The organism is Bradyrhizobium genosp. SA-4 str. CB756 (assembly GCF_000473125.1).
In the GTDB taxonomy this organism is placed as follows: Bacteria; Pseudomonadota; Alphaproteobacteria; order Rhizobiales; family Xanthobacteraceae; genus Bradyrhizobium; species Bradyrhizobium arachidis.
The window spans coordinates 3868797-3891206 of the sequence record NZ_KI421499.1 but is presented as its reverse complement, the minus strand read 5'-3'; the positions used below and the strand labels follow the sequence as shown (position 1 = coordinate 3891206).

Annotated in this window: 20 protein-coding genes; 16 read left to right on the top strand and 4 right to left on the bottom strand. The window is 64.6% G+C overall.

Annotated features, from left to right (window positions below; genetic code table 11):
• Positions 1-35: 35 nt before the first annotated feature.
• The 13 genes from BRAGE_RS0119235 to BRAGE_RS0119170 all read left to right on the top strand — a co-directional run bounded on the left by BRAGE_RS0119235 (position 36) and on the right by BRAGE_RS0119170 (position 11961).
• The gene (locus BRAGE_RS0119235) at positions 36-1355 is read left to right on the top strand and encodes an ABC transporter substrate-binding protein (protein WP_027557398.1); all 1320 of its coding nucleotides are present in this window, start codon (positions 36-38) and stop codon (positions 1353-1355) included.
• A 101-nt stretch (positions 1356-1456) separates the two neighbouring features.
• Positions 1457-2374: a carbohydrate ABC transporter permease gene (locus tag BRAGE_RS0119230; RefSeq protein WP_181411695.1), complete on the top strand. Its 918-nt coding sequence runs from the start codon at positions 1457-1459 to the stop codon at positions 2372-2374.
• A complete protein-coding gene (locus BRAGE_RS0119225) occupies positions 2367-3293 on the top strand; it encodes a carbohydrate ABC transporter permease (RefSeq protein WP_027557400.1) in 927 nt (308 codons plus the stop codon). The genes BRAGE_RS0119230 and BRAGE_RS0119225 overlap by 8 nt, the downstream gene beginning before the upstream one ends.
• 66 nt (positions 3294-3359) lie before the next feature.
• The gene (denD, locus tag BRAGE_RS0119220; protein WP_027557401.1) at positions 3360-4346 is read left to right on the top strand and encodes a D-erythronate dehydrogenase; all 987 of its coding nucleotides are present in this window, start codon (positions 3360-3362) and stop codon (positions 4344-4346) included.
• A 29-nt stretch (positions 4347-4375) separates the two neighbouring features.
• A complete protein-coding gene (locus BRAGE_RS0119215) occupies positions 4376-5341 on the top strand; it encodes a sugar kinase (protein WP_027557402.1) in 966 nt (321 codons plus the stop codon).
• An 18-nt stretch (positions 5342-5359) separates the two neighbouring features.
• The gene (eda, locus tag BRAGE_RS0119210; protein WP_027557403.1) at positions 5360-6010 is read left to right on the top strand and encodes a bifunctional 4-hydroxy-2-oxoglutarate aldolase/2-dehydro-3-deoxy-phosphogluconate aldolase; all 651 of its coding nucleotides are present in this window, start codon (positions 5360-5362) and stop codon (positions 6008-6010) included.
• Positions 6011-6071: 61 nt separating this feature from the next.
• Complete coding sequence (locus tag BRAGE_RS0119205; protein ID WP_027557404.1) at positions 6072-7241, top strand: acetyl-CoA acetyltransferase; 1170 nt, start codon at positions 6072-6074, stop codon at positions 7239-7241.
• 123 nt (positions 7242-7364) lie between these two features.
• Complete coding sequence (locus tag BRAGE_RS0119200) at positions 7365-7571, top strand: hypothetical protein (protein ID WP_027557405.1); 207 nt, start codon at positions 7365-7367, stop codon at positions 7569-7571.
• 125 nt (positions 7572-7696) lie between these two features.
• Complete coding sequence (locus BRAGE_RS0119195; protein ID WP_027557406.1) at positions 7697-8896, top strand: CaiB/BaiF CoA transferase family protein; 1200 nt, start codon at positions 7697-7699, stop codon at positions 8894-8896.
• Positions 8897-9040: 144 nt separating this feature from the next.
• A complete protein-coding gene (locus BRAGE_RS0119190; RefSeq protein ID WP_027557407.1) occupies positions 9041-10177 on the top strand; it encodes a thiolase family protein in 1137 nt (378 codons plus the stop codon).
• Positions 10174-10527: a Zn-ribbon domain-containing OB-fold protein gene (locus BRAGE_RS0119185; protein ID WP_027557408.1), complete on the top strand. Its 354-nt coding sequence runs from the start codon at positions 10174-10176 to the stop codon at positions 10525-10527. Before BRAGE_RS0119190 ends, BRAGE_RS0119185 begins: the two co-directional genes overlap by 4 nt.
• Positions 10528-11105: 578 nt before the next feature.
• Positions 11106-11633: a carboxymuconolactone decarboxylase family protein gene (locus tag BRAGE_RS0119175; RefSeq protein WP_027557409.1), complete on the top strand. Its 528-nt coding sequence runs from the start codon at positions 11106-11108 to the stop codon at positions 11631-11633.
• Between the two features lie 25 nt (positions 11634-11658).
• A complete protein-coding gene (locus BRAGE_RS0119170) occupies positions 11659-11961 on the top strand; it encodes a nucleoside triphosphate pyrophosphohydrolase family protein (protein WP_027557410.1) in 303 nt (100 codons plus the stop codon).
• A 141-nt stretch (positions 11962-12102) separates the two neighbouring features.
• Here the strand turns inward: BRAGE_RS0119170 and glsA are convergent, their stop codons facing one another.
• The 4 genes from glsA to BRAGE_RS0119150 form a co-directional block, all read right to left on the bottom strand.
• Positions 12103-13950, bottom strand: a complete 1848-nt coding sequence (gene glsA / locus BRAGE_RS0119165) for a glutaminase A (RefSeq protein ID WP_027557411.1) — start codon at positions 13948-13950, stop codon at positions 12103-12105.
• Positions 13951-13971: 21 nt separating this feature from the next.
• Positions 13972-16047 (bottom strand): TRAP transporter permease, encoded by a 2076-nt coding sequence (locus BRAGE_RS0119160; RefSeq protein ID WP_027557412.1) that lies wholly within the window; start codon positions 16045-16047, stop codon positions 13972-13974.
• 37 nt (positions 16048-16084) lie between these two features.
• The gene (locus BRAGE_RS0119155; protein ID WP_027557413.1) at positions 16085-17251 is read right to left on the bottom strand and encodes a TAXI family TRAP transporter solute-binding subunit; all 1167 of its coding nucleotides are present in this window, start codon (positions 17249-17251) and stop codon (positions 16085-16087) included.
• Positions 17252-17451: 200 nt separating this feature from the next.
• Positions 17452-17673: an acetyl-CoA carboxylase biotin carboxyl carrier protein subunit gene (locus BRAGE_RS0119150; protein ID WP_027557414.1), complete on the bottom strand. Its 222-nt coding sequence runs from the start codon at positions 17671-17673 to the stop codon at positions 17452-17454.
• Between the two features lie 94 nt (positions 17674-17767).
• Between BRAGE_RS0119150 and BRAGE_RS0119145 the strand changes: the two genes are divergently transcribed.
• From BRAGE_RS0119145 to BRAGE_RS0119135, 3 genes are all read left to right on the top strand, one after another.
• Positions 17768-18742 (top strand): IclR family transcriptional regulator, encoded by a 975-nt coding sequence (locus tag BRAGE_RS0119145; RefSeq protein WP_027557415.1) that lies wholly within the window; start codon positions 17768-17770, stop codon positions 18740-18742.
• Positions 18672-20231 carry an acyl-CoA carboxylase subunit beta gene (locus tag BRAGE_RS0119140; RefSeq protein ID WP_027557416.1) on the top strand — a complete coding sequence of 520 codons (1560 nt, stop codon included), beginning with the start codon at positions 18672-18674 and terminating at the stop codon, positions 20229-20231. The genes BRAGE_RS0119145 and BRAGE_RS0119140 overlap by 71 nt, the downstream gene beginning before the upstream one ends.
• A gap of 228 nt (positions 20232-20459) precedes the next feature.
• Positions 20460-22157: a GMC family oxidoreductase gene (locus tag BRAGE_RS0119135; protein WP_027557417.1), complete on the top strand. Its 1698-nt coding sequence runs from the start codon at positions 20460-20462 to the stop codon at positions 22155-22157.
• The last annotated feature ends 253 nt before the right edge of the window (positions 22158-22410 follow it).

Below are 22410 nucleotides of genomic sequence, written 5' to 3'. Positions count from 1 at the left end.
CTAAGACAACAAAAAAGAATCACAGGGAGGACGACATGCAAGACTTTACCCGCCGGACTCTGCTTCAAGGCGGAACGGCTCTGGCCGCGACCGGCATGCTGACCGGTCCGGCACTGTTCGACTTCGCCAAGGCCTGGGCGCAGAGCGCGCCCTGGAAGGCGGAGCCGGGCGCCAAGCTGACCGTGATGCGGTGGAAGCGCTTCGTGCCGGCGGAAGACGATGCGTTCAACGCGATGGTGGCGGCGTTCAAGACCGCGACCGGCACCGAGATGAACGTGTTCAGCGAGTCCTTCGAGGACGTGCAGCCGAAGGCCTCGGTTGCGGCCAATACCGGCTCGGGCCTCGATCTCGCCTGGGGTCTGCACACGCTGCCGCAGCTCTTCCCCACCAAAGTGCTGAAGATGAACGACGTCGCCGATTATCTCGGCAAGAAATATGGCGGCTGGACCGATGCGGCCGCCAAGACCTGCAAGCTCGGCGACGACTGGCTCGGCATTCCCGTCGCGACCAACGGCGGTTACATGACCTACCGCAAGTCGGCGCTCGACAAGGCCGGCTTCAAGGAATTCCCGAAGGACTTCCCGGGCTTCCTCGAGATGTGCAAGGCCCTCAAGGCCAACAACACGCCTGCCGGCTTCGCGCTCGGTCACGCCTCGGGCGACGGCAATTCCTGGCTGCACTGGGTGCTGTGGGGCCACGGGGCCTACACGGTCGACCAGAACGACAAGATCATCATCAATTCGCCGGAAACGGCGAAGGCGCTGGAATATTGCAAGGCGCTCTACGACAGCTTCATCCCGGGCACCCCGTCCTGGAACGACTCCTCCAACAATAAGGCGTACCTCGCCGGCGAGCTCTATTGCACGGCGAACGGCATCTCGATCTACGTGGCCGCCAAGACCGATGCGTCCAAGAAGGAGCTTGCCGAGGACACCTATCACGCGCTCTGGCCCGTCGGCCCGGTCGGCAAGCCCACCGAGCTGCAGCTTGCGCTGCCGATCCTCGCCTTCAACTTCACCAAATATCCGAACGCGGCGAAGGCCTTCGTTGCCTTCATGCTGGAGAAGGAGAACTACGAGAAGTGGCTGGACGGCGCACAGGGCTATCTCACGCAGACCCTGAACGCCTACGAGTCGGCGCCGATCTGGACCGCGGATCCGAAGAACTACGTGTTCTCGCAGGCCTCCAAGCGCACGCTGCCGGCGTCCGGCATCGGCACGGTCGGTGAGAAGGCGGCGACCGCGATCGCCGACTTCATCGTCGTCGACATGTTCGCCAACTACTGCACCGGCGCCAAGGATACCAAGGGTGCGATGGCGGAAGCCGAGCGCCAGCTGAAGCGCATCTATCGCTGACGGTCACGGGGCGGGCGGCCATCCCGGCCGCCCGCTCGTCAACATTTCGATCAGGGATATCGGGCATGGCTGATGTCGCAATTCCCCGGGCCAAGCCTCAGATGAGCGAGGACAGCGCCTGGACCCAGCTCAAACACAATCGCAACTGGCTCGGCTTCTGGTTCATGGTGCCGGCCATGGCGTTCCTGATCTTCTTCCTGGCCTATCCGCTGGGGCTCGGCATCTGGCTGTCCTTCACGGACACCCGCATCGGCAGGGTGGGGCACTTCATCGCGACGGAGAACTATGAGTGGCTGTGGGATGATTCCATCTTCTGGCTGTCGGTGTTCAACACGCTGCTCTACACCTTCGTCGCCAGCGCCCTCAAATTCGCGATCGGGCTTTATCTCGCGCTGCTGCTGAACGAGAACATGCCGTTCAAGGCGATGTTGCGCGCGATGGTCCTGATCCCCTTCATCGTGCCGACGGTGCTGTCGGCGCTCGCCTTCTGGTGGATCTTCGACTCGCAATTCTCGATCATCTCCTGGTCGTTGAAGCACCTCGGCTTGATCAACCAGAACATCAACTTCCTTGGTGACACGACCTGGGCGCGCATTTGCGTGATCTTCGCCAATATCTGGCGCGGCGTGCCCTTCGTGGCGATCACGCTGCTTGCAGGCCTGCAGACGGTGTCGCCGTCGCTCTATGAAGCAGCAACGCTCGACGGCGCCACGCGCTGGCAGAATTTCCGGTACATCACCTATCCGCTGCTGACGCCGATCATCGCTGTCGTGATGACCTTCTCGGTGTTGTTCACCTTCACCGACTTCCAGCTGATCTGGGCCATGACCCGCGGCGGCCCGGTCAACGCCACCCATCTGATGGCGACCCTGTCGTACCAGCGCGCGATCATCGCCGGGCAGCTGGGCGAGGGCGCCGCGATCTCCAGTGCGATGATCCCGTTCCTGCTTGCCGCGATCATGGTGTCCTGGTTCGGGTTGCAGCGCCGGAAATGGCAGCAGGGAGAGAGCAATGACTGACCTGCCTACCAGATCCATCGATCTCAAGAATGTGCTGTCGGGCTCGGCGCCTACGGCCGACCACAGCGAGGGCATGAGCTACCTGCAGTCGGTGCCCCGCCGGATCGTGACGCTCTATCTGCCGCTCGCGATCATCGTCATCGTCCTGCTGTTCCCGTTCTACTGGATGGCGCTGACGTCGGTGAAACCCGACGATCAACTGCTTGATCTCGACAGGTACAATCCGTTCTGGACCTGGAATCCGACGTTCAAGCACTTCCACAAGTTGCTGTTCGAGAGCTACTACCCGCACTGGCTCTGGAACACGATGTACGTTGCCGTCTGTGCGACGGTGCTTTCGATCATCGCATCTGTACTCGCGGCCTACGCCATTGTGCGCTTGCGCTACAAGGGTGCCAATCTCGTCGGCGGGCTGATCTTCCTCGCCTATCTGGTGCCGCCGTCGATCCTGTTCATTCCGCTCGCCACCGTCGTGTTCCAGTACGGCCTGTTCGATTCGCCGCTGGCGCTGATCCTGACCTATCCGACCATCCTGATCCCGTTCTCGACCTGGCTGTTGATGGGCTATTTCAAGACCATCCCGTTCGAGCTCGAGGAATGCGCGCTGATCGACGGGGCGAGCCGCTGGCAGATCCTGATCAAGATCGTGCTGCCGCTCGCGATCCCCGGCCTGATCTCGGCCTTCATCTTCTGCTTCACGCTGTGCTGGAACGAGTTCATCTACGCGTTGACCTTCCTGCAATCGACCAGCAACAAGACGGTGCCGGTCGCGATCGTCAACGAGTTCGTGGACGGCGACATCTATCGCTGGGGGTCGCTGATGGCGGGAGCGCTGGCCGGCTCGCTGCCGCTCGTCATCCTTTACGCCTTCTTCGTGGAGCATTATGTCTCGGCGATGACCGGCGCCGTGAAGGAATGACCAGCGGGGCCGTCATGAGAGCGCGTCTAGCCTGACGCGTTCCGGCCAATAAGAAGGAGTAGGCTCTTGCACATTCTGGTTCTGGGCGCCGCCGGCATGGTCGGCCGTAAATTGTGTGAACGGCTGCTGCGCGACGGCCGGCTCGGCAAGAGCGACATCACCAAAATGACCATGCATGACGTGGTTGAGCCGAAGAAGCCGGAGAAGGCCGGCTTCCCCGTCGAGACCGTCTCGGGCGATTTCGCCGTCCCCGGCGCGGCCGAGGAGCTGATCGCCGGCCGGCCGGACGTGATCTTCCATCTCGCCGCGATCGTCTCGGGCGAGGCCGAGCTCGATTTCGACAAGGGCTATCGCATCAATCTCGACGGCACGCGGATGCTGCTCGACGCCATCCGCCTCGCCGGCGGCGGCTACAAGCCGCGCGTGGTGTTCACGTCCTCCATCGCGGTGTTCGGCGCCCCGTTCCCGGACGCCATCGGCGACGAGTTCTTCCACACCCCGCTGCTCAGCTACGGCACCCAGAAGGCGATCGGCGAGCTGCTCCTTGCCGATTATTCGCGCCGCGGCTTCCTCGACGGCATCGGCATCCGCCTGCCGACCATCTGCATCCGGCCCGGCCTGCCCAACAAGGCGGCATCGGGCTTCTTCTCCAACATCCTGCGCGAGCCGCTCGCTGGCAAGGAGGCGATCCTTCCGGTGTCCGAGGACGTCCGCCACTGGCACGCCACGCCGCGCTCCGCCGTCGGCTTCCTGCTCCATGCCGGCACCATGGATCTCGCCAAGGTCGGCCCGCGCCGCAACCTGACCATGCCCGGCTTCTCGGCCACGGTCGGCGAGCAGATCGCAGCGCTGAGGCGCGTCGCCGGCGACAAGGTCGCCGCGCGCATCAAGCACGAGCTTGATCCGTTCATCGTCGGCATCGTCGGCGGCTGGCCGCGCAACTTCGAGGCCAAGCGTGCGCGCGAGCTCGGCTTCACCACCGAAGAAAAGTCCTTCGACGACATCATCCGCATTCACATCGAAGACGAGCTCGGCGGTAATTTCGTCGCCTGATCTAACCGATGAACAGCGTGGATATGACGATGGCGAGCGTTGCTTGCATCGGTGAATGCATGGTCGAGCTCCGGCAGGCTCAAGGTGGGCAGGCCGGGCAGGGCGGCGGCCTGTATTCGCGCGGCTTCGGCGGCGATACCCTCAATACGGCGGTGTATCTGGCGCGGCTCGAGATCAAGGTCGACTATCTCACCGCGCTTGGCGACGATGCGCTCAGCGACGAGATGATCGCGGCCTGGAATGCGGAGGGCGTCGGCACCCGCCGCGTCGTGCGGCTGCCGGGCAAGCTGCCCGGCCTCTACATGATCCAGACGGATGCCAAGGGCGAGCGCCAGTTCTTCCACTGGCGTGACAGTGCGGCCGCGCGCCAGCTGATGAGCCTGCCGGAGACCGACGAGCTGCTCAACTCGCTGATGAGCTACGATATCGTCTATCTCTCCGCGATCACGCTCTCGATCTACGACGCCCCTGGTCGCGAGCGCCTGTTCGCGGCGATCAAGCGCGCGCGCCTGCTCGGCACCCGCTTCGTGTTCGACACCAACTTCCGCGCACGCGGCTGGCCCGATCGCGACGTCGCGCGCGAGGTGTTTGCCACGGCGTTTGCGGCCGCCGACATCGTGCTGACCTCGACCGAGGATCTGCTCGCGCTCTATCCCGGCGAGAGCCACGAGCAGCTGATGGCGCGCATCCCGACGCCCGAGCTGGTGTTCCGCCTCGCCGAGCCGGTGAGCATCCTGCGTTTCCCCGGCGGAACCCACGAGGTCCGTGCCGAACCCATGACCAAGCCGGTCGTCGACACCACCGCCGCCGGCGACAGCTTCGCCGCGGCCTATATCGCCGCCCGGCTGGCCGGCGCCGAGCCGGTCGAGGCCGCCCAGGCCGGGCATCGCCTCGCCAGCCTCGTGATCTGCTATCCCGGCGCCATCATTCCGGGCTATGCCATGCCGCCGAAGAAGCGGCACCGGCCGGCGACCACGCGTCAAGCGACCAAGTGAAACGAAAAGATCCTCAAGATGCCCACTGCTGCCCAACAGAACCACCTCGTCGCGCTGTTCAAGGCCGCGACCGTCATTCCCGTCCTCACCATCGAGCGGATCCAGGACGCCGTGCCGCTGGCGCGTGCGCTGGTGGCCGGCGGCGTCCGCACGCTGGAGGTGACGCTGCGTACCCCCGTTGCGATCGAGGCGGCGCGGGCGATGATGGCCGAGGTCCCCGAGGCGGTCGTCGGCATCGGCACGATCCTCAATCCAGCCGACTTCACCCGTGTCGAGAAGCTCGGCGTCGCCTTCGGCATCAGCCCGGGCCTGACCCCCGATCTCCTCGCGGCCGCCGCCCATAGCTCCTTGCCGTTCGCGCCGGGCATCGCCACCGCCTCCGAGCTGATGCTGGCGCTGTCGCACGGTTTCGACGTGGCAAAATTCTTCCCGGCCGAGCAGGCCGGCGGCATCAAGGGCCTGCGCGCCCTTGGCGGGCCGTTCCCGAACGTGCGGTTCTGCCCGACCGGCGGGGTCGGCGAGGCCAATGCGGCGACCTGGCTCGCCGAGCCCAATGTGGTCGCGGTCGGCGGTTCCTGGCTGTGTCCGACGGCCGAGATCAGGGCGGGGAACTGGGCCGGCATAACTGCCATCTGCCAGCGCACCCTCCAGGCCCTGAAAGCCGCGTGAAGTCTTGCCATCCCTGGGCTAAGACTTAGCTCAGGCTAAGAGACCCCAGGGAGAAGAGACCATGACCGCCAGCATCGTCGGATGGGCGCATACGCCGTTCGGCAAGTTCGACACCGAAACCGTCGAAAGCCTCGTCACCCGCGTCGCCAATGAGGCGCTGGCCGATGCCGGCATTTCGGCCTCCGACGTCGACGAGATCGTGCTCGGCCATTTCAACGCCGGCTTCTCGCCGCAGGATTTTACCGCCTCGCTGGTGCTCCAGGCCGACCCGAAGCTGCGCTTCAAGCCCGCGACCCGCGTCGAGAACGCCTGCGCCACCGGCTCCGCCGCCGTGCACCAGGGCCTGCGCGCGATCGCCGCAGGGGCCGCCAAGATCGTACTGGTTGTCGGCGTCGAGCAGATGACCCGTACGCCGGGACCTGAGATCGGCAAGAACCTGCTCAAGGCGTCCTATCTGCCCGAGGACGGCGACACCGTCGGCGGCTTTGCCGGCGTGTTCGGCAAGATCGCCAGCTCCTATTTCCAGAAATACGGCGACCAGTCCGATGCGCTGGCGCTGATCGCGGCCAAGAACCACAAGAACGGCGTCGCCAATCCCTTCGCCCAGATGCGCAAGGACTTCGGCTTCGACTTCTGCCGCGCCGAGAGCGAGAAGAACCCGTATGTCGCCGGCCCCCTGAAGCGGACTGACTGCTCGCTGGTGTCCGACGGCGCCGCTGCGCTGGTTTTGGCCGATGCCGAGACCGCCAAGGGCATGGCTAAGTCGATCGGCTTCCGCGCCACCGCGCATGCCCAGGACTTCCTGCCGATGTCCAAGCGCGACATCCTCCAGTTCGAGGGCTGCACGATTGCCTGGCAGCGTGCATTGGAGAAGGCGGGCGTGCAGCTGTCCGATCTCTCCTTCGTCGAGACCCATGACTGCTTCACCGTCGCCGAGCTGATCGAGTACGAAGCGATGGGCCTGACGCCGAAGGGGCAGGGCGCCCGCGCCATCAAGGAGGGCTGGACGCTCAAGGACGGCAAGCTGCCGGTCAACCCGTCCGGCGGCCTGAAGGCCAAGGGCCACCCGATCGGCGCCACCGGGGTCTCCATGCACGTGATGACCGCGATGCAGCTCGCCGGCCAGGCGCCCGAGGGCATGCAGCTCAAGAACGCCAAGCTCGGCGGCATCTTCAACATGGGTGGCGCGGCGGTCGCCAACTACGTCTCCGTGCTGGAGCCGCTGAAGTAAGCTCGCGCAGGGTGGGCAAAGGCGCGAAAGCGCCGTGCCCACCATTTTCCTTGCGCTAAATCAAGGTGGGCACGCTTCGCTTTGTCCACCTTAACGCTCCTGATTGATTTGCGGAAAAGCATCATGAGCAATGGCTACGAAGATTCAATTTCTCTCGAAGCACTCAACGACCGCATCGCGATCATCGAGGACAATATCCGTCAGCTGATCGAGCAGGCCGCGGCCGCCTCCGGCGAGCAGAACGAGTCGCGGATCGCCGACCGCATCAACCAGCAGAACGAAGAGCTCGACCGCCTCATCAAGATCCGCGAATCCCGCCAGAAGAAATAGCGGGCGCGCCGGCCTGCGCATGCGGCCATACGCCGGCCGCCCTTGCGCGCGCGGCGCCGCTGCCTTTAGCTGGACCGAAATCGCTGGGCCGCTTTCAGAGAGCCCGCGCAATCGGGAGCGAACGCATGGGGCCGCTGAAGGGCATCAAGGTCGTCGACATGACCACCGTGCTGATGGGGCCCTATGCGACCCAGATGCTCGGCGACTACGGTGCCGACGTCATCAAGGTGGAATCGCTCGACGGCGACGTCACCCGCCTGATCGGCCCGACCCGCCATGCCGGGATGGGCCCGGTGTTCCTCAACACCAACCGCAGCAAGCGCTCGATCTGCCTCGATCTGAAGAAGCCCGCGGGCCGCGAGGCCGTGCTGCGGCTGCTGAAGGATGCCGACGTTCTCGTCTACAACGTCCGCCCGCAGGCGATGGCGCGGCTTCAGCTCGGCTACGACGTCGTCTCCAAGATCAATCCGCGCCTCGTCTATGCCGGCGTGTTCGGCTTCGGCCAGGACGGGCCCTATGCCGCAAAGCCCGCTTATGACGATCTGATCCAGGGCGCCACTGCGCTGCCGGCGCTGATGGCGCAGACCGGCGACGGCGTGCCGCGCTACGTGCCGAACGCGCTGGTCGACCGCATCGTCGGCCTTACCGCGGTCGGCGCGATCTGCGCCAGCCTCGTGCACCGCGACCGCACCGGCCGCGGCCAGCGCGTTGACATCCCGATGTTCGAGACCATGGCGGGCTTCGTCATGGGCGACCACATGGGCGGGCTCACCTATGAGCCGCCGCTCGACAAGGGCGGCTACGCCCGCCACCTCTCGCGCGACCGCAGGCCGTACAAGACCTCCGACGGCTATCTCAGCGTCATCGTCTACAACGACAAGCAGTGGGAGAATTTCTTCAACGCGACGGGACGCGACGATTTGCGCGCCAATCCCAAATTCGCGACCTTCGCCGGCCGTGCCGCCAATATCGACGTCGTCTACGCCGAGCTCGCCCGCATCTTCGAGACGCGCACGACCGCCGAGTGGATTGATCTTCTGACCAAGGCCGATGTGCCTGTGATGCCGATGCACGACCTCGCATCGATCCTGCATGATCCACATCTCGAGGCGACCGGCTTCTTCCCGGTGGTTGAGCATCCGACCGAAGGGCCGATCCGCAGCATGAAGGTGACGGCAAACTGGTCGGAGACCGAGGCCGAGCCGGTGCGGCTGGCGCCGCGGCTCAACGAGCACGGCGCGGAGATTCTGCGCGAGATCGGCTACTCCGCTGATGAGATCGCCGCCATGGTTCGCGACGGCGTGACGCGCTCGGCGCCGGAGTAGGGGGAAGAGATGGCGCAAACTCTTTCATCGGTCATTCCGGGGCGCGCCACTTGGCGCGAGCCCGGAATCCATAACCACCATCGTGAGTATGGATTCCGGGCTCGCGCCTAACGGCGCGCCCCGGAATGACGAGGAGGAGAGAGCATGACCTTCATCACCGGCGTCGGCCTCACACTTTTCGGCAAGCACGAAGGCTCATCCTCGCTCGACCTGATGAGCAAGGCCGCGCAGGCCGCGCTCGACGACGCCGGCCTCCAGCGCGCCGAGATTGACGGCATCCTCTGCGGCTACTCCACCGTCTCACCGCACATCATGCTGGCGACCGTGTTCGCCGAGCATTTTGGCATTCGCCCATCCTACGCCCATGCGGTCCAGGTCGGCGGCGCAACGGGCCTTGCGATGACCATGCTCGCCCATCACCTCGTTGAGGCCGGCGTCGCACGCAATGTGCTCGTCGTCGCCGGCGAGAATCGCCTCACCGGGCAGAGCCGCGACGCCTCGATCCAGGCGCTGGCGCAGGTCGGACACCCTGATTACGAGGTGCCGCTGGGGCCGACCATTCCCGCCTATTACGGTCTCGTCGCCACGCGCTACATGCACGAATACGGCGTCACCGAGGAGGATCTCGCCGAATTCGCCGTGCTGATGCGCGCCCACGCCTGCACGCATCCCGGCGCGCAATTCCACGATCCCATCACAGTTGCCGACGTCCTGGCTTCCAAGCCCGTGGCGATGCCGCTCAAGCTGCTGGACTGCTGTCCGGTCTCCGACGGCGGCGCCGCCTTCATCATCAGCCGCGAGCGGACCGGCGAGGCTGGCGTCCGCATCCGCGGCTGCGCCCAGGCGCATACCCATCAGCATGTCACGGCCGCGCCGGCGCTCAGCGAACTCGGCGCCGAAATCTCCATCGCGCGCGCCAAGGAGGCCACGGGCCTTGCGATCTCCGACGTGCGCTACGCCGCGATCTACGACAGCTTTACCATCACGCTCGCGATGCTGCTGGAAGACCTCGGCCTTGCCGGCCGCGGCGAGGCGGCCGCCCGCGTGCGATCAGGCCATTTCGGCCGGGACGGCGCGATGCCGCTGAACACCCATGGCGGCCTGCTCAGCTACGGACATTGCGGCGTCGGCGGCGCCATGGCGCATCTGGTCGAGGCGCATTTGCAGATGACGGGACGGGCGGCGAATCGCCAGGTTCGCGACGGCTCGATCGCGCTCTTGCACGGCGACGGCGGCGTGCTGTCGTCCCATGTCAGCATGTTCCTGGAGCGGGTGCGATGAGTCTGGCCGATTGGACCAAGGGCGAAGAGGCCATCACCTATCAGACATGCACCGCGTGCGGCCACGTCCAGTATTTCCACCGTGCCTTCTGCGCGGCCTGCGGAGCTGCCGACCCGTGCGAGCAACGCACCAGCGGCAAGGGCAGGGTGTACGCGACCTCTCTCGTCTGCCGCGCCGCCACGCCCGAGACGCGCGCGCACGTGCCCTACAACATCCTCTTGGTCGATTGCGCGGAAGGCTTCCGCATGATGGCGCATGGCGAGAACGATCTCGCCATCGGCGACGAGGTCGTCGCGAGCTTCAAGCCGTTCGCCGGAAAACTCGTGCCGTTCTTTGCAAAACAGAAATAGTGGGATTGGACGTCGTAGCCCGGATTGCGCTGCGCTCCGTCCGGGCTACGAGACTAAAGCCCCATCCCGCTTTCGTCGGAACGAGGCCTTAGCCTGATTCGTCATTCGGGGGCGGTCATGGGGACCGAACCTGGAACGGGATTCTGGGTCTGGCGCTGTGCGAGACGCCACCCCGGAACGACGAAAACGCTCAAACTCAACGCAACTAACGCCCGTAGAACAATATGCTGGCGATGACGAGCATCGCCGTCACCGCCAGCATATGCGCGAGCGCTCCCGAGGCCGCCCCCTTGGTGGCTTCCTTCATGCCTTTTTCTCCCTAGACTTGGGCGTGACTCATCGTTGCGCGCGCTGCGCAATCGACGGTCAATTGTTTTTACTCGGAACACCCCTTGCGAGTATCCGCCGCGATTTGTCCCCACGCGGCGAATATCGACTGTGCCAAGGTCGATCAGCAATGCGGCGGCAATTTGACTCGATGATGTTGCTCCTGCGGTCGCGCAAGAATAGAGTTTTGGGGAATTTTCGCCGCTAACGACAAAAAGCATCAAAGGCTCAAGGAAATCTTCAGGAAAATCATGGCCCGCATCCTCTACAGCGATCCAATCAACGCATCCGACCGCACCCGCGAAATCCTCGACAAGAACCGCCATGCCAACATCTTCCGGATGATGGCGCATTCGCCGAGCTATTTTGAGCAGTACTGCCGCCTCGGCGGCGCGATCCGCCACAAGGGCGAGCTCGATCCGGTCGTGCGCGAGCTCGCGATCACGCGCACCGGCATCCTGTGCGAGGCGCCATACGAGATCGTCGCGCACAAGCGCATCGGCAAGAATGTCGGCGTCACCGACGAGCAGAACGAGGCGCTCGAGAACTGGCAGGCTGCGACCTGCTTCAACGAGGTGCAGCGCGCCGCGCTCGCTTTCACCGACGAGATCGTCAAGCTGAGGAAGCCGACGGACGCGACCTTCAAGGCGATCGCGTCGAAGCTGACGCCGGCCGCGCTGGTCGAATTGCAGCTCTCGGTCGGCTTCTACATCATGACTTCAAAATTCCTGGAGACGTTCGAGATCGATCTCCAGCCCGTCACCGAAGTGGTGGGCTGATCCAAACCCGCAGCGAGGGATGCTCATGACGATCGATGAATATGCGGTCTGGGCCGCGAGCATTGCGAAAGTCGATGAGCATCCGTCCAACGAGCGGCTGTCCTATCTCGGTCTTGGCCTTGCCGGCGAATCCGGCGAGGTCGCCGACCACATCAAGAAGCTGCTGCGCGACGACTGGCTCGACAAGGCCGGCCTCGTCGATGAGCTCGGCGATGTCATCTACTACTGGGCCTGCCTGTGCGCCGCGACCGGCCAGCAGCCATCCAAATTGCTCGAGGCCAGCGCGGCGAAGATCAAGCGGCGGCTGGGCGAGGCGGCGAGCCGCTAGTGCAAGCGAGAGCTGGGGAGCTCCGGCGTCATGGCCGGGCTTGTCCCGGCCATCCACGCCTTGCCATGCAGCACGAAGAACCGTGGATGCCCGGGACAAGCCCGGGCACGACGACCGCTTGTGAATGAACCTCAGCCGCGCTCAGGTCGACGTCAGGATATCCACCTTGGCATTGGCGACGATCAGGCGGTCGGCGAGCAGTTGCGCGAGGTTGCGCATGACGCGCTCGCTGGCGCGCGGGTGCTGCTTGCGGAAGCGCTCAAAGTCCTTCAGCGGCACTTCGAACGCGGTCGCCGCCATATCCGCGAACACGTCGGCGGAGCGTGTGGTCTCGATCAGCGCCATCTCGCCGAACGCCATGCCGGCCGTGAGCGTCGCCAGCCGTACGCCGTCGGGCAGGGTGACGTGCACCGCGCCGCTGCGCAGAAAGAATAGCGCGTCGGCGGGATCGCCTGCGGTGATGATCTTCGCGCCTGACTGAAATGTCCGGATCGTGCAGATCGAGGCGAGGTCGGTCAGCTCTTCCGCGCTGAGCCCGGCCAGCAGCGGCTGCTCGTCAAGCTCGGTGGTCTCGTGGAAGTCGATCGAGCCGCCATAGCGGTAGACGATCTGGTCTTCCGCCCATTCGATCGCGGTGTCGAGCAGGTAGAAGTCGCGGACGTTCTTCAGCTCGGCGGTCCACTCCCGCAGCGTATTCCATTCCCTGGAGGCGCGCCTGACGCCCGACAGCACCACCGTGACGTTCAGCACCGCGAGCTCCTCGAACGCCTCTGCCACCAGCCGCGCGCCGGCGCGGGTGGTGGAGGTGACGCGGTGCAGGTCGAAGATCACGATTTGCGGCCGCGGCCGTCCCGCCAGCCGCCGCGAGACGTAGTCGACCGCCGACAGCGACAGCGTGCCGACCAGCTCGATGATCCGTACCTCCTGCTCGTGAGCTGCGAGGATCTCGCGCTCCTGCGGCCGGCGGACTCGGCGGGACGGGCTCTTGCCGATGTCGTAGTCGGCAATGACCACGTTGCGCGCGTCGTCACTGCGGTTGAGCATGTGCAAATCGTAATGCGAGGACAGCGCCTCGCAGACCTTGATGCCGCGCACGCTGTTGCCGTGCTTGTCGAGCCTCGGCGAGTAGCTACCGAGCCCGAGGCGGGCAGGGAGGGCGGCCAGAATGCCGCCGCCGACGCCACTCTTGGCGGGAATGCCGATCCGGTAGATCCATTCGCCGGCATAGTCATACATGCCCGACGACGTCATGACAGAGAGTGTGCGAGAGATCGCGTACGGCGTCAGCACCTGCTCGCCCGTCACCGGGTTGACGCCGCGATTGGCGAGCGTCGCCGCCATCACCGCGATGTCGCGCGCCGTGACCAGCACCGCGCATTGCCGGAAATAGACGTCGAGCACGCCTGCGACATTGTCGGAGATCACCGCATTGGTCTTGAGCAGATAGCCGATCGCGCGGTTGCGGTCGCCGGTCTGGCTCTCGGAGGTGTAGACAGCCTCGTCCACGGCGAGGTCGCGTCCCGCAAAACGGCCGAGCGCGGCGCGGATCTGCTCGAAGGCGTCAGTGCCCCTGCTGTCGTAGATGAGTCCGGTGCAGGCGATCGCGCCGGCATTGACCATCGGGTTGAACGGGTGGTTCTCGGAGTTGAGCCGGATCGAGTTGAAGGGATCGCCCGACGGCTCGACGCCGATGGCGCTCTCGACCTTGCTCGCGCCCAAAAGATCCAGCGCCAGCGCGAACACGAACGGCTTCGACATCGACTGGATGGTGAAGGGCACCTGGCTGTCGCCGACCTCGTAGATATGGCCGTCCAGCGTGGCGAGGCTGATGCCGAAATAGGCAGGGTCGGCCTTGCTCAGCTCAGGAATGTAGTTGGCGACGTTGCCCGAAGTTTCGGCAGAGAATTCATTGAGGCAATTGTCCAGAAACCGCAGCAAAGGCGGTTTCGAACGGGTCCAGGCGGAAGCGAGAGGCGAGAGCGGTTTCATCGCCCCTGTTGTGCAACGCAATCAGGGCGCGCGCAACCCGTCAGGCACGGTGGCCTGTCGCCGGACGAGCAGCAGGGCGATCAACACCGTGGGTACCAGGATGGCAAGGCCGAGCAGCGTCACCTGCATCTGTGACAGCGGCATGATCCCGCCGCCTGGCGTGGCGACCACGAAGCCGCCGATCACCAGCAGCACGCGGATCGGCCATTCCAGTGCGCCGGTCCCGCGCAAGTCGCCGACGAAGGACTGGTAGCCCTGGATGCCGCCGCAGATGAACATCGTGCCGAATGCGGCGAGCCCCATCAGGCCGAGGCCGGCGAGATAGGGGCTCGGGCCCTGCAGCACCAGCGCCGGATTGAGCACGAAGAAGAACGGGATGAAATAGATGATGCTGCCGACCCACATCGATTCCCATCCGGTCTTCATCGCCGGCGAGCCAGCAATGCCTGCGGCCGCGAAGGAGGCGATCGCGACCGGCGGGGTGATCGAGGACAGCATGCCCCAGTAGAAGATGAACATGTGCACGGCCATCTTGTTGAGCCCAAGCTTCTCCAGCGCCGGCGCGACCAGGATGGCGAGGAAGATGTAGCAGGCAGTGGTCGTCAGCCCGAGGCCGAGGATCAGGCTGGTGAGCGCGCACATGCCGAGCAGCAGGAATGGATTGTCGCCGGCGATGTGCAGGAGGTCGTTGGCAAGGCTCGATACCACACCGGTCATCGAGAACGCGCCGATCAGGAGGCCGCAGCCCGCGAGGATGCCGACCAGCTCGACGAAGGTGCGGCCGTTGACCTCGAGGAACTTGCCGATGGTGGCGAGCGTCCAGCGCGTGTCCTTGGAGAAGAACTGGTTGAGCACGAGCAGCAGCGCGGTCGCATAGAACGGCGCGTGACTCTCTCGCTTGAAATAGAGCAGCATCACGATCAGGAGCGCGATGACGAAGACGTAGTACCAGCCGTCCTTGATCGTATCCATGATCCGCGGCAGCTCGGCGCGCGGAATGCCCTTCAACCCGTGACGGGCGGCATAGGCATCGACCTGCATGAACAGGCCGACATAATAGAGCGCCGCCGGGATGATCGCGGCGAGCGCGACGTCGGCGTAGCTGACATTGAGGAACTGCGCGATGACGAAAGCGGTCGCGCCCATCACCGGCGGTGCCAGCACGGCACCGGTGGAGGCGCAGGCCTCGATCGCGCCGGCATAGGAGGCGCGAAAACCGCTCTTCTTCATGACGGGGATGGTCATGGTGCCGGCGGTCAGCACGTTGGAGATGATCGAGCCGGACATCATGCCGAGCAGGCCGCTCGCAAAGATGCAGACCTTCGCCGCGCCGCCGCGGAAGGTCCCGCACAGCGCGAAGGCGAGGTTGATGAAGAACTTTCCAGCGCCGGTCATCATCAGCGCGGTACCGAACACCAGGAAGCCGATCACGGTGTCGGCAAAGGCCTGAATGGGAATGCCGAGCAGGCTCTCGCCCGAGAGCACGTGATAGGCGGTGGCCTGTTCGATCGTGGACTGCGTGCCGCGGAACGGCCCGAGCCAGCCGGCTTCCGCGAACAGGGGATAGACGGTGAAGGGCAGCACGCTCAGCAGCAGGCTCCAGCCGCCGGTGCGGCGAAGCGCCTCCATCAGCATCGCCCACATCACGAGGCCCGCGGCGATCACGGTGTTCGGCGCGCCGCCGAATTCCCAGCCGGCCTCGGCGGCCTTGCGCACGGTCGACATCAGCAGCAATGCCGCAGCGAAGGTCACGACGAAGAAGACGAGGTCGTACCAGGGAATGCGGTCGAGCGGCGCGCGCTCGGTGCCCGGGAAGATCAGGAAGGTGAAGGGCAGCATCAGGGCGATCAGGAGATAGAAATACTCCGTGTTGAGCTGGGTGTAGCCGATGAAGAAGCGCAGCGAGAATTGCTGGTTGATGCAGAGCAGGATGGTCGCCGCGGTCGCGACGATCAGCGTCCAGCGCCAGGCGCCGCGCAACGTGCGCACGCGGGTGACCTCGGCCTCCTGCATGTTGCCGGCGGCACCGTGCGGATCGTCGAACACGATCCGCTTGGTCTCGTCCTTGGGGCCGGTGGAGGTGGAAGCAGAAGACATCATCGACCCCGCGCGTGGGCTGGTAACAGCTGGTGGACTAGTCCTCGAACCCGTTCGGCATGTCGGCTTTCGCCAGCGCCGCGGCGCGCGCCTTCATCCAGCCGTCGAGGAAGGCCTTGTCATCCGACGGCGGATTGGACTTGCCGTACTCCGCCCAAGCCGCAGCGAGCACCTCCTGGCGCTTGAACAGCTTGTTGTTGTGCGCCTCCTGCGCATCAGACCATTGTCCGGCTTCTTTCAGCGCCTTCACCGCGCCGGGGTGCACGGGCACCACCCAGTTCTTGGTCTGGCGGTCGGCGGCGAGGCCGCCGGCGCCGGGCGCGGAGTCCTTGTAGGCATCGTAGTTCACGATCATCGCTTTCGTCATCGCATAGACCTGATCGGCCGGTTGCGTGGCGTAGGCGACGAAGATCGGGTAGGGGTAGTTGCCGAGCTCGACCGGCTTCTCCGGCGAGATGCCGGCGCCACAGGTCGCGACTTGCGGGAAGAAGAACGAGCCGACCTTCTGCATCCGCGCCCAGCCTTCCTTGTCCTTGGCGGGCAACGGCGGCCAGATCAGGCCGCGTGGCGAGGTCTCGGCTTCCTTGGCGGGGCCGGTGATGGTGGTGCCGAAGGCGGCATCGACGTCGTTGTTGATCAAGCCTTTCCACATCGCGCCGTAGCTGGCGAACTCGACGGCCTTGACGTCCTTCTGCGTCAGGCCGGCGAAGGCGAGCACCGCGAGCGAGTTCTGGTTCAGCGCGGGCGAGCCGACGACGAAGCCGACGCGCTTGCCTTTCAGGTCTTTCAGTTCTTTCACGCCGGTATCGGCTGCGACGCCAAGCGAACCGCAATTGCAATCGACGCTCGAGAGCATGATCTGGAGCGGCTGCGGGCCCCATTCCTTTGCGCCGAACTCGAACACGCCTTCCTGCGCGAAATAGGTGCCAGATCCCATCGCGGATGACGCCGCGCGCTTGGCACGCAGCGGTGCAAGCCGCGCAACATCGTTGCCGGCGGGGAGCACGCGCACGTCGGTGCTATATTTGTCCTTCATCATCTTGCCGACGCCGACCGCGATGTTGAAGCCGGCAGTGCCGGTGTCATAGGCGGTGAAGGTCAATGTCGCCGGCAGCTTGATGTCTTCGGCGAACGCATAGCGTGTAGACGCAAAAGAAATGCCCGCAACCAAGGCAGGCGCGAGCACGATCAGCCCACGAAACATGTTTCCCTCCAATGATCCCCGCTTTCGCGCGAGGATTTTCTTACTTTGTTTGAAACAGATTTTTGTTTGAACAGATCATGTCACCGCGATCAGGCAATGGCAACGCCGTACCGCGACCACAGGAATTGTGCAGACAGATTGTCGCGCGCCCAAGGATGACGACGCAAAGATTGCGCAACCATGGCTGCGACGTATGCGCATTAACTCGCGACGATCGCGATCGCCTGTCCTTCGGCAACGAGATCGTCGAGCTTGACGAGGAGCGATGTGATCGTACCGCTCGCAGGTGAGGGCACCGGGATCTCCATCTTCATCGCCTCGACCACCACAACGTCGTCGCCATCCGCAACGGTTCCTCCAACTTGCACGGGAGTTGCGCAGATTCGTCCCGCGACCTCCGTGACGATCTTAATTTCTGGCATGCCATCGCCTTTTTGTTGTCGTCGCAAAATGCCTGAGGTAGCGTCGTCTGCAAGTGGAATTTAATTCCGCAGAGCGGAACAGACGGTAGGGAACATGGGACGACGATCGGAGCGGTTGAGTAGGCAAGGTGCGCTCGCTGGCGACGCCGGCGAGGGCGATGTCATCCAGGTGGTGTCGCGCGCGTTCGACGTGTTGCGATGCTTCGAGGGCCACGAGGCGAGGCTCGGCAATCTCGAGATTTCGAATCGCTGCGGTCTGCCGCGATCGACGGTGTCGCGGCTCACGCACACGCTGACCCGCATGGGCCAGCTGGTCTATCTGCCGCGCGATCAGAAATATCGCATCGGCCCGAGCGCGGTGGCGATGAGCGCCTCGATGATGAAGGGCGCGCAGCTGCGTAGCATGATCCGCCAGCGGCTCCAGGAAGTCGCCGAGCAGCTGCCAGGCACGGTCGGCTTCGTCGTCCCCGATCGCTTCCATCTCGTCTATCTTCAGTTCGCGCGCTCGGCAGCGGCGCTCGGCCTGCACGAGGGCACCGGCAGCCGCATCTCGATGGCGTCGACCGCCGCGGGCGCGGCCTATACGGCGGCGCTGGCACCTGAAGTCGGCGATGCCTTCATCGCGGAGATGGAGCGCGAAGCGCCCGAGGCTGTGAAGATCCTGAGGCCCCGGATCGAGGCCAACCGTCAGTCTTTGCGCGAGCGCGGCTATGTCGTGGCCTGCGGCTTGTGGAGCCCGCACATCAATGGCCTCGCGGTACCGATCTGGTCGCCGCAATATCAGACCTTCGTCGTCATCACGATCGGGCTTCTGTCGGCGATGTATGACGAAGAACGTCTGCATGCCGAAGTCGCGCCGCTGATGCTCGCACTCGGCCGCTCGCTCGGCAGCCTGATGGAGGGCGCGGAAGGCGACGCGTTCGCCAACCGTATCTCACGCAAACCGGTCGCCATGGCCGTGCACAACAATAACAAGCCGATCCATTCGGAGGGAGTGAATGAACTGGAAGCCGGAACTCGACGAGCTCGCCCGGCGCGAAGCCTTCGCGCGGGAGATGGGCGGCGTTGACAAGGTCAAGCGACAGCATGACCAGGGCCGGCTGACTGTTCGGGAGCGCATCGACAAACTGATCGACAAAGGCAGCTTCCACGAGATCGGTGCCGTCTCCGGCATCGGTGAGTACGATTCCAGCGGCGATCTGAAGAAACTGACGCCGGCGAATTGCGTGTTCGGCCGCGCCCGCGTCGACGGCCGCACTGTTGTGGTCGTCGGCGACGATTTCACCGTGCGCGGCGGATCTGCGGATGCCTCCATTTCCGCAAAGCCCTTGATGGCAGAGGAGATGGCGCACGACTTCCGTCTGCCCATCATCCGGATCATCGAAGGGTCCGGCGGCGGCGGCTCGGTCAAGACCATCGAGACCAAGGGCGCGGCGAATCTGCCGGGCGGTATCGGCGGCACGCGCTGGTATCGCTTCACGACGGAGAACCTGTCGCGGGTGCCGGTGGTCGCGCTCGGTCTCGGTTCGGTCGCAGGCCTCGGTGCGGCGCGTCTTGCCGCCAGCCACTATTCCATCATGACGCGGAAGTCCGCGATGTTCGTCGCGGGGCCGCCGGTGGTGAAGGCGCTGGGGCAGGACCTCTCGAAGGAAGAGCTCGGCGGCGCTGACATCCAGACTCGCGCCGGCGCGGTCGATCATGCGGTCGACACCGAGGAGGAGGCGTTCGCCTGCGCGCGGCGCTTCCTCTCTTATCTGCCGTCGTCGGTCTACGAGTTGCCGCCGACCTTGCCCTGCACCGACAATCCTGAACGTGGCGACGAAGCGCTGATGAACGCGGTGCCGCGCAACCGCAAGCAGGTCTACAAGATGCGGCCGATCATCGAGTCGGTCGTCGACAAGGGTTCGTTCTTCGAGGTCGCCAAGAATTTTGGCAAGCCGATCATCGTCGGTCTCGCCCGGCTCGAGGGCAGGGCGGTGATGGTGCTCGCCAGCGACAGCTTTCACTATGGCGGCTCCTGGACCGCGGATGCCTGCCAGAAGGTGGTGCGCTGGGTCGACTTCGCCGAGACCTTCCATCTGCCGGTGGTCTATCTCATGGACTGCCCCGGCTTCATGATCGGCCTCGACGCCGAGAAGGCGGCGACCATCCGCCACGGCGTTCGCGCCATGGCCGCGGTCAACCAGACCACTGTGCCCTGGTGCACCGTGATCCTGCGCAACGCCTTCGGGGTTGCCGGCGTGGTGCATCAACCCGCCGACCGCTTCTCGATCCGCTACGCCTGGCCGTCGGCCTATTGGGGCTCGCTGCCGCTCGAAGGCGGCATCGAGGCCGCCTACCGCGCCGACATTGATGCGGCCGAGGACAAGGCGGAGAAGCTGAAGGAGATCGAGTCGCGGCTGAACAAGCTGCGCTCGCCGTTCCGCTCGGCCGAAAAGTTCTGGGTCGAGGAGATCATCGATCCCCGCAAGACGCGGTCGCTGTTGTGCGAGTTCGCGCGGCTGGCCGAGCCCTTGCGCAAAGCCGGGCCACCGGAGAACATGACGATCAGGCCGTAGACGCGGCTGAGGCACAAACTCCATCACCGTCATCCTGAGGCGCTCGTCCTGCGACGCAGGACGAGCTTCGAAGGACGACGGCCCGGCTGCATCGGGGCCGTGCATCCTTCGAGGCCCGCTGCGCGGGCGCCTCAGGATGACGGGTCGATGGCGACGCAATCAAGCCTTCCATCGCGTCGCAATCCCGCGCTATCCTCCCTGAAACAAGAACAAGAGGAAACGCCAATCGTGTACGACTACATCATCGTGGGCGGCGGCTCGGCGGGGTCCGTGCTGGCCCACCGGCTCTCCGCCAGGAGCGCCAACAAGGTCCTGCTGTGCGAAGCCGGGCAGGACACGCCGCCCGGCAACGAGCCGGCCGAGATCAGGGACAGTTATCCGGGCACAGCCTATTTCGACCCACGCTTCCACTGGACCGAGCTCAAGGTGACCACCCAGGTCGTCAGCCACAACAATCCCAACGAAGCACGTCCGCCCTTGCGCAAATACGAGCAGGCGCGCGTGCTCGGCGGCGGCTCGTCGATCAACGGCCAGATGGCCAATCGCGGCGCGCCGACCGATTACGACGAATGGGACGCGCGCGGCGCCGAGGGGTGGACGTGGAAGGACGTGCTGCCGTTCTTCAAGAAAGTCGAACGTGACCTCGATTTCGACGGCCCGTATCACGGCAAGGATGGCCGAATTCCCGTGCGCCGCATTCCCAGGGAGCACTGGACGCGGCATTCGCAGGCCTTCGCCGACGCCTTCCAGCAGGCCGGCCATCAATTCGTCGCCGACCAGAACGGCGAGTTCGTCGACGGCTATTTCCCGGTGACGCATTCCAACCAGGCCGAACAGCGCGTCTCGGCCGCGATGGGCTATCTCGATCGCGGCACGCGCCAGCGCGCCAACCTCACCATCTCCACCAACACGCAAGTGAGAGAGCTGCTGTTCGAAGGCACGCAATGCGTCGGCGTGAAGGCGCTGGTCGACGGACGCGAGCAGGAGTTCCGGGGCCGTGAGATCATCCTCTCCAGCGGCGCCATCCATTCGCCGGCGCATCTGCTGCGCGCCGGCATCGGCCCGGTCGGCCATCTCAAGGACTTAGGCATTCCCGTCCTGATGGGCCTTGCCGGCGTCGGCCAGCGCCTGATGGATCATCCCTCGATCTCGCTGTCGTCCTTCGTCCGCCGCGGCGCGCGCATGAACGAGCACACCAGGCGCCACATGCAGCTTGGCCTGCGTTATTCGTCCGGGCTCGAAGGCGTGCCGAAGGGGGACATGTTTGTCGTCCTGCTCAGCAAATCGGCCTGGCACGCCGTCGGCGAGCAGATCGGCTCGCTGCTGACTTTCGTCAACAAGACCTATTCCGAGACCGGGCAGGTCAAGCTCGCTTCGCGTGATCCCTCAGCTGAGCCGATCGTCGAGTTCAATCTGCTGTCCGACCGCCGCGATCTCGATCGCTTGATGAGCGGCTTCCGCAAGATGGCGGCCATTCAGATGAGCGACATCGTCAAGAAGGTGACGGACAAGCCGTTCCCGGCTGCCTATACCGACAAGGTCCGCAAGATCGGCGTGGTCAATAACAAGAACAGGATTTTGACCAAGATCGCCGCGACGCTGATGGACGGGCCGGCGGCACTGCGTCACTACATGATCGACAATTTCGTGGTGGAAGGTTTCACCTTCGACCAGGTGATCAACGACGACGAGGCGCTCGAAGCCTTCGTGCGCAAGGCGACGATCGGTGTGTGGCACGCCTCCTGCTCATGCCGCATGGGTCGGGCGGACGATCCGATGGCGGTGGTCGACAGCCAAGGCCGCGTCAAAGGCATCCAGGGCCTCCGCGTCGTCGACGCCTCGATCTTTCCGGTCGTGCCGTGCGCCAACACCAATTTTCCGGTGCTGATGTCGGCGGAGAAGATCGCGGCCACGATGATGCAGTAGGGGCGGGCATCCGCTTGTCACGAACACACCGCAGCATCCGCGCTGCGGTCGGTCCTTGCACTGTCGGCTTCGGCGCGGAGCTCTTCCGCCTCGCCGCAGCTCAAGCTCGATCCACGGCACTTTCAAAACTGCGCCGCGAACCGGACAGTTTGAACATAATCTAAGTTAAGTGCCCAAGTTGAAGCGGTTTTTCCGCCGCCCTTTAGGCCCATTTCGGCCAAACCTTTATTGATCTCTCCCGAGCGGGGCAGGA